This window comes from Streptococcus suis (assembly GCF_046032535.1).
GTDB classification, from domain to species: domain Bacteria; phylum Bacillota; class Bacilli; order Lactobacillales; family Streptococcaceae; genus Streptococcus; species Streptococcus suis_AK.
This window is the reverse complement of sequence record NZ_JARQPL010000058.1, coordinates 1-7,437: the sequence shown is the minus strand read 5'-3', so window position 1 is coordinate 7,437 and position 7,437 is coordinate 1. Positions and strand designations below refer to the sequence as shown.

Below are 7,437 nucleotides of genomic sequence, written 5' to 3'. Positions count from 1 at the left end.
TAAACTGGTGAAAAAAAGCGATTTTCACTAGGTGTTTTTAGTGCACCCTTTTGTCTAGAAAATCATCTAAAAATTAACCAACTTTCAATTGACTTTTTACCACTAGACTTTATTTTGCTAGTTTCAGTATAGCATAAATTTCACCTGCTTTCTATAAGTAAATAATTGACATCGCTTACAATTTGTGCTATTCTATACGAACATTGGAGGTGTTGCTTTATGAACTATGTTTATCGTATGATTTTATCGTTCCTACTCACTGGACTATTTTTGTATCTAGTGATAACTGTTTTTTACCAAACTATATGGGAAGGTCCCTTGTTTCTTGCGTTTTCCTTCTTCAGCTTAATCTATGGATGTGTCATGTTATACAAGTGGAAACCAAAGGTAGCTAAAATTGTTTTTGAGTGTGTCGGAAATTTCTTATCATTACCTTGGTCCTAATAACAAACAAGCTCAAATCGAGCTTGTTTTTCTGTTTCCTAAATGGTCAAATTATGATAGAATGGAAGGAGTGAAATTTTAAGATTGGAAAGTGAAAAGTGGCTCAATTATACTATAAATATGGGACGATGAATTCTGGCAAAACCATTGAAATTCTTAAAGTAGCCCATAACTATGAAGAGCAAGGCAAGCCCGTTGTCATCATGACCTCTGCCTTGGACACTCGTGATGCCTTTGGCGTTGTTTCTAGCCGTATCGGTATGAGAAGAGAGGCTGTGGCCATTGACGATGATATGGATATCTTTGGTTTTATCGAAAAAATGGAACCGCGTCCTTACTGTGTTCTCATTGATGAAGCACAATTTCTTCGACGTCATCATGTCTACGCACTTGCTCGCGTAGTCGATGAATTAGATGTACCCGTTATGGCTTTCGGTCTTAAAAATGATTTCCGAAATGAACTGTTTGAAGGTTCCCAACATTTGCTCTTATTGGCTGATAAATTAGATGAAATCAAAACTATTTGCCAATACTGCTCGAAAAAAGCCACCATGGTTTTGCGAACACAAGACGGTAAACCTACCTATGAAGGAGAACAAATCCAAATTGGTGGCAATGAAACCTACATTCCTGTCTGTCGCAAACATTATTTTTCACCGGAAATTAAAGATTTACCCTAATTTTTGAAAATGAACTGAATTTGCCTATGACTCTGTGCCAATTTTCATGACTTACATACTACGGCAAAGGAATTGAATACGGGCTACGAACTGTGCCTGTTTCATGACCTACATATTACAGAAAGGAACTGAACACGCCCTACAAGCTGTGTCAAAAAGATAATCTCTCCAAGTGTTTGTAACACTTGGTCAAAATTCCTATTTTGACTGTGCTTGCTTAACGGGCTTTGTATCTTAATAGAACTGAACACGCCCTACAAGCTAACTAGAAGTGTGTTCTTTCCAAATTTTTAGAAAGGAACTGAATTCGGGCTACGAACTGTGCAAAAAAGATAGTTTTTCTTAGGACGCTTTCGTCCTTCGTCAAAACTCCTATTTTTGCTTTGTTCGTTTAACGCCCTTAATATCTTAATTTTATGAACATCTATGATCAATTACAGGCGGTGGAAGACCGCTACGAGGAACTTGGTGAATTGTTGTCTGACCCTGATGTAGTCAGCGATACCAAGCGTTTTATGGAGTTGTCTAAAGAAGAAGCGGCAACTCGTGACACAGTAACAGCCTACCGTGAATACAAGGTTGTTCTTCAAAACATCATTGATGCCGAGGAAATGATTAAGGAATCTTCTGGTGACGCTGACTTGGAAGAAATGGCTAAAGAAGAGCTTAAACAAGCAAAGGCCGACAAAGAAGCGTATGAAGAAAAGTTGAAAATCCTTCTCTTGCCAAAAGACCCTAATGATGACAAAAACATCATCTTGGAAATCCGTGGTGCAGCAGGTGGTGATGAAGCTGCCCTCTTTGCAGGTGACCTCTTGACCATGTACCAAAAGTATGCAGAAGGTCAAGGCTGGCGTTTTGAGGTTATGGAGGCTTCATACAATGGTGTCGGCGGTATCAAGGAAGTGGTTGCCATGGTCTCTGGTCAATCCGTTTATTCAAAACTCAAGTATGAATCAGGAGCTCACCGTGTTCAACGTGTCCCTGTGACAGAAAGCCAAGGTCGTGTCCACACCTCAACAGCAACTGTCCTCATCATGCCTGAAGTTGAAGAAGTGGAATATGACATCGATCCAAAAGATCTTCGTGTCGATATTTACCACGCATCTGGTGCCGGTGGTCAGAACGTCAACAAGGTTGCGACTGCCGTGCGTATCGTTCACTTACCAACCAATATCAAGGTAGAAATGCAGGAAGAACGGACTCAGCAGAAAAACCGTGAAAAGGCCATGAAGATTATCCGTGCCCGTGTAGCTGACCACTTTGCCCAGATTGCCCAGGATGAGCAGGATGCGGAACGCAAGTCAACCATTGGTACTGGTGACCGTTCAGAGCGTATCCGTACCTACAACTTCCCACAAAACCGTGTGACAGACCACCGTATCGGCTTAACCTTGCAAAAGCTGGATACTATCTTGTCAGGTAAGATGGACGAAGTCGTAGATGCCCTTGTTCTCTACGATCAAACGCAAAAACTAGAAGAGCTTAACAAATAATGAATTACGCTCAATTATTTGCAACATACGAAGAACAATTAGTCGTAATCGGTGAAGAGGCAGAGTCCCTGTCCTTCACCTTTCGTGGCTTAAAGGGACTGAACTTGACGGAATTTCTCCTCCTGCTCCGTCAGGAAGTCACACCGGCTGACAAAGAAGAGATTGATGCGATTTTTCAGCAACTTTCCCAGCACCGACCTGCCCAGTACATTATCGGCAAGGCTGATTTTCATGGCCTGGAGTTTGCGGTGGATGAGCGAGTCTTGATTCCAAGACCTGAAACGGAAGAATTAGTTGATTTGATTTTGCAGGAAAATAGCGGAGCAGGTTTGCGTATCTTAGACATCGGTACAGGAAGCGGTGCCATAGCTATTTCCCTTGCAAAAGCTAGACCTGATTGGGAAGTGGTAGCAGTTGACATTTCAAAGGATGCCCTAGCAGTGGCTCAGGAAAATGCAAGAACCAACCAAGTCTCTGTTCACTTTCTAGAATCGGATGTCTTGCAAGCAGTGACAGGGAAATTTGACATCATTGTTTCTAATCCGCCCTATATCTCACCAGATGACACAGATGAAGTTGGACTCAATGTATTGACCTCTGAGCCTCATCTGGCCTTATTTGCGGAAGAAGATGGCATGGCTATCTATCGACAAATTGCGGAGCAAGCAGGGGCATTTTTGAAGGAAAAAGGAAAACTCTACTTTGAAATCGGCTACAAGCAAGGGCAAGATCTAACCGACTTACTCGCTCTGCATTTCCCCAAAAAGCGAATTAGAGTCCTCAAAGACCAATTTGGACAGGATAGAAAGGTCGTAGCGGATGACAATGGATAAACTCCGAACAATTCTTGAAAATGGTGGTGCTGTTATCCTTCCAACTGAAACAGTCTATGGGCTTTTTGCCCAAGCCTTGAATGAAGATGCAGTCAATCGTGTCTATCAGTTGAAACAGCGTCCGAGGGACAAGGCAATGAACTTAAATGTCTCAAATCTGAACGATATTTATTTTTTCAGTCAAAATACACCATTTTTTCTGGAGAAATTGTATAATAGATTTATGCCAGGACCACTAACGATTATCCTGAAAGCAAACGAAAATGTTCCTTTTTGGGTTAATTCTGGACTGGATACTGTTGGATTTCGTCTTCCCAATCACGAACAAACCTTACGTTTGATTTCAGAGACTGGCCCACTTATTGGACCGTCCGCCAATATTTCAGGAAACGAAAGCGGCAAGAAGTTTTCGGACATCCAGGCACAATTTCCAGTTGATTTGCCTGGCATTGAGGATGACCAAGCTCTGACAGGCATTGATTCAACGATTTTGGACCTTTCTGGACAGAAAGCGCGGATTTTGCGCCAAGGTGCTATCAGCCGCGAAGAGATTCAGAAAGCCATTCCCGAAATAGAATTTGAGGTAGTTTTATGATTCGTCCCATTGAGAAAAGTGACTTGATAGTCATCCGAGAAATCAATGCTCAATCCTTAGGGTATGATTGTTCATTGGAACAAATTGAGCGACAGTTTTTTAGATGCACGAGCACATTGGGGCATATCTTGTTGGTCTATATAGATGACATAAGTGGCGCAGTGCAAGGCTACATTCACGCACAAGTCTATGAAAGTCTCTATTCGGATACAGGCCTCAATATTCTCGGACTAGCTGTTTTGCCTGGTCATCAAGGACAAGGGATTGGAGCAAGCCTGCTGAAAGCCGTTGAGCAAATTGCACAGAAAGAGGGCTACCATTTTATTCGCCTCAATTCTGCTGAAAGTCGTCTCCAAGCCCATCTTTTCTACGAAAAGAATGGCTATCACTCCGATAAAATGCAGAAGCGTTTTATCAAGCACATTTAGCCCAATACAAAGGAGTACCGTATATGATTTTTGACAAAGTTAACTACAAAGAATTTGATAAAGAAGTTTGGGAAGCTATCCAAGCTGAAGAAAAACGCCAACAAAATAATATTGAATTGATTGCGTCTGAAAACGTTGTTTCTAAAGCTGTTATGGCAGCTCAAGGTTCTATTTTGACCAATAAATACGCAGAAGGTTACCCAGGTCGTCGTTACTATGGCGGTACGGAATGCGTTGATGTAGTTGAAAGTTTAGCTATTGAACGTGCTAAAGAAATATTCGGTGCGAAATTTGCTAACGTTCAACCACACTCAGGAAGCCAGGCCAATTGTGCTGCCTACATGGCCTTGATTGAGCCAGGAGACACTGTTATGGGGATGGACTTAGCTGCAGGTGGTCACTTGACTCACGGTGCATCAGTTAGCTTCTCAGGACAAACTTACAACTTTGTAGCTTACAATGTTGACGAAGAAACTGGCTTGCTTGATTACGATGCAATTTTAAAACAAGCAAAAGAAGTACAGCCAAAATTGATTGTAGCAGGTGCTTCAGCCTATGCCCGTACAATTGACTTTGCTAAATTCCGCGAAATTGCAGATGCAGTGGGTGCCAAACTGATGGTGGATATGGCTCATATTGCTGGTCTTGTAGCAGCAGGTCTTCATCCGAACCCAGTGCCACATGCCCATATTACAACAACTACAACTCATAAAACTCTTCGTGGGCCACGTGGTGGTTTAATTTTGACCAATGATGAAGAGCTCATCAAGAAAATCAACTCAGCCATCTTCCCAGGCATCCAAGGTGGTCCATTAGAGCATGTCATTGCTGCAAAAGCCGTATCTTTCAAAGAAGTTTTGGACCCAGCTTTCAAAGACTATGCTCAGAAAGTGATTGAGAACAGCAAGGCCATGGCCGAAGTCTTCCTTGCAAACCCTAACTTTAAAGTCATCACAGGAGGAACAGACAACCATCTCTTCCTCGTTGACGTGACCAAAGTTGTTGAAAATGGTAAAGTTGCTCAGCATCTCTTGGATGAAGTAAATATTACTCTCAATAAAAACTCAATTCCTTACGAAAAACTCTCACCATTCAAAACAAGCGGTATCCGTATTGGCTCTGCGGCCATTACTGCTCGCGGTTTTGGAGTAGAGGAAGCTCGCAAGGTTGCACAACTAACTATCAAAGCACTTGAAAATGCAGAAAATGAAACCGCTCTTGAGGAAGTCCGTCAAGAAGTGCGTGCTTTGACAGATCAATTCCCACTTTACGAAGGTTTATAATGGATATATTTGTAAAAAAAGCCATCATACATCAATTTAGTCCTGATGATACAGAGCTGGTCCTTGCCGACCAGCTTTTGACTGTTAGCCCAAAAATAGAAGAATATTTGCGTAAAAAGATTGAACGTGTCTTTTCTGATGAAGCAAAAACAGGACAATTTAACCCCGACAATCCTTTTCTTGACTATTTAGATGGTGACCTACTGACCAACTCTGTCAAGATTGCCAATCTCTGGAAAGAAGAATTTTCAATTTCTGAGAATTTAAAAACTAATGACCTCATTTTCATAGAGTTTGAACGAAATGGTGTTGAACATTTTGCCTTTTTGAGAATCTCACTGCGTGAAAATCTCGCCCACGTTGGTCTGGAAAGCGGAAGTCCTTTAAAAATCACCCAGAATAATTTACCTGGAGCAGGTTCAGCACCTGATGAAGCCTTGATTGTCAATCTTCAAACGCGGAAGTATCATTTGATTGAGAAAAGAATCAAACACAATGGAGCCTTCCTCAATTATTTCTCAGATAATCTTCTGCAAGTCACACCAGCTATTTCTGCAAAGAAATCAATCAAAGCAGTAGAGCAAACTGCACAGAAGATTGCTGACAATTTCCATCAAGGCGATTTTCAATTTCAATCGAAAGTCAAATCAGCTATTTTTAACAATTTGGAAGAAGATAATGAGCTTTCACCCGAAAAATTGGCTGATCAGTTATTCGATAACAACCTGACCGCTCGTTTAAATTTCGTCGATCAACTGAAAGAGGTCATACCTGATAAGATTTCCTTCGATGAAATTGATAGTAGCCGTCAACTTAAGAAATTTGAAAATCAGAAGCTATCTTTATCAAACGGAATTGAGTTGATTGTGCCAAATGCAATCTATGAGGATGCAGAATCGGTTGAGTTTATTCAAAATGACAACGGGACCTATTCTATTCTTATTAAAAATATTGAAGACATAAAGAGCAAGTAAATGAAAAAACTGATACGTACGCTGATACTTCTTTTGCTGATTTTTCTCGGTTACAAATTCTATAAAACCTACAGTGCAGTCAAGCAAGTGATGACCTATCAAACTATGGTACAAGAAGTATTGGCAGAAAACGACACACCAGCTAATGAAGAACTAGTCCTAGCAATGATTTACACAGAAACCAAGGGACAAGAAGCAGATGTCATGCAATCAAGTGAGTCCGCTACTGGCTATGCTAACACTATCACGGATAGTAGAGAGAGTATCAGGCAAGGAATTATCTACCTAACAGAAAACCTACGGTTGGCTGAGGAAAAAGGAGTAGAGGTTTGGACAGCAGTTCAGGCATATAATTTCGGTCCAGCCTATATTGACTATATTGCTGAGCATGGTGGAGAACATACACTCTCTTTAGCTAAAGAATACTCCAGAACAGTAGTAGCACCAAGCTTAGGGAATACTACAGAAGAAACATATACCTATTTTCATCCCTTAGCTTTGCTAAATGGTGGGAAGTTATATGTAAATGGTGGAAATATCTACTATGCTAGACAGGTTCGTTTTAATATGCACCTGATGCGCCTCATTAATTTATTTTAATACCTATCAAACTCATCGGAAATCTGAGGTAAATTCTCAAAGTAAGTTCTAGTTCCCGTCCTTCCAGAAGTTACTTTGAGAAAACTGCATAACATCAACAGAAT

8 protein-coding genes are annotated in these 7,437 nt (G+C 41.0%); all 8 read left to right on the top strand.

The features are described from left to right. The first annotated feature begins 542 nt into the window (after positions 1-542). Complete coding sequence (locus P7J58_RS10975) at positions 543-1,124, top strand: thymidine kinase (RefSeq protein WP_014638919.1); 582 nt, start codon at positions 543-545, stop codon at positions 1,122-1,124. Between the two features lie 416 nt (positions 1,125-1,540). Then, complete coding sequence (gene prfA / locus P7J58_RS10970; RefSeq protein ID WP_029998270.1) at positions 1,541-2,620, top strand: peptide chain release factor 1; 1,080 nt, start codon at positions 1,541-1,543, stop codon at positions 2,618-2,620. Continuing rightward, the gene (gene prmC, locus P7J58_RS10965; protein ID WP_408556340.1) at positions 2,620-3,453 is read left to right on the top strand and encodes a peptide chain release factor N(5)-glutamine methyltransferase; all 834 of its coding nucleotides are present in this window, start codon (positions 2,620-2,622) and stop codon (positions 3,451-3,453) included. Before prfA ends, prmC begins: the two co-directional genes overlap by 1 nt. After that, positions 3,440-4,048, top strand: a complete 609-nt coding sequence (locus P7J58_RS10960; protein ID WP_408556341.1) for an L-threonylcarbamoyladenylate synthase — start codon at positions 3,440-3,442, stop codon at positions 4,046-4,048. Before prmC ends, P7J58_RS10960 begins: the two co-directional genes overlap by 14 nt. Continuing rightward, positions 4,045-4,476, top strand: a complete 432-nt coding sequence (locus P7J58_RS10955) for a GNAT family N-acetyltransferase (protein ID WP_408556342.1) — start codon at positions 4,045-4,047, stop codon at positions 4,474-4,476. Before P7J58_RS10960 ends, P7J58_RS10955 begins: the two co-directional genes overlap by 4 nt. A 23-nt stretch (positions 4,477-4,499) precedes the next feature. Further along, positions 4,500-5,759, top strand: a complete 1,260-nt coding sequence (glyA, locus tag P7J58_RS10950; RefSeq protein WP_014637944.1) for a serine hydroxymethyltransferase — start codon at positions 4,500-4,502, stop codon at positions 5,757-5,759. Next, positions 5,759-6,733: a nucleoid-associated protein gene (locus P7J58_RS10945; protein WP_015646852.1), complete on the top strand. Its 975-nt coding sequence runs from the start codon at positions 5,759-5,761 to the stop codon at positions 6,731-6,733. The genes glyA and P7J58_RS10945 overlap by 1 nt, the downstream gene beginning before the upstream one ends. Continuing rightward, complete coding sequence (locus P7J58_RS10940) at positions 6,734-7,333, top strand: lysozyme family protein (RefSeq protein ID WP_024385207.1); 600 nt, start codon at positions 6,734-6,736, stop codon at positions 7,331-7,333. It abuts the gene before it with no gap. The last annotated feature ends 104 nt before the right edge of the window (positions 7,334-7,437 follow it).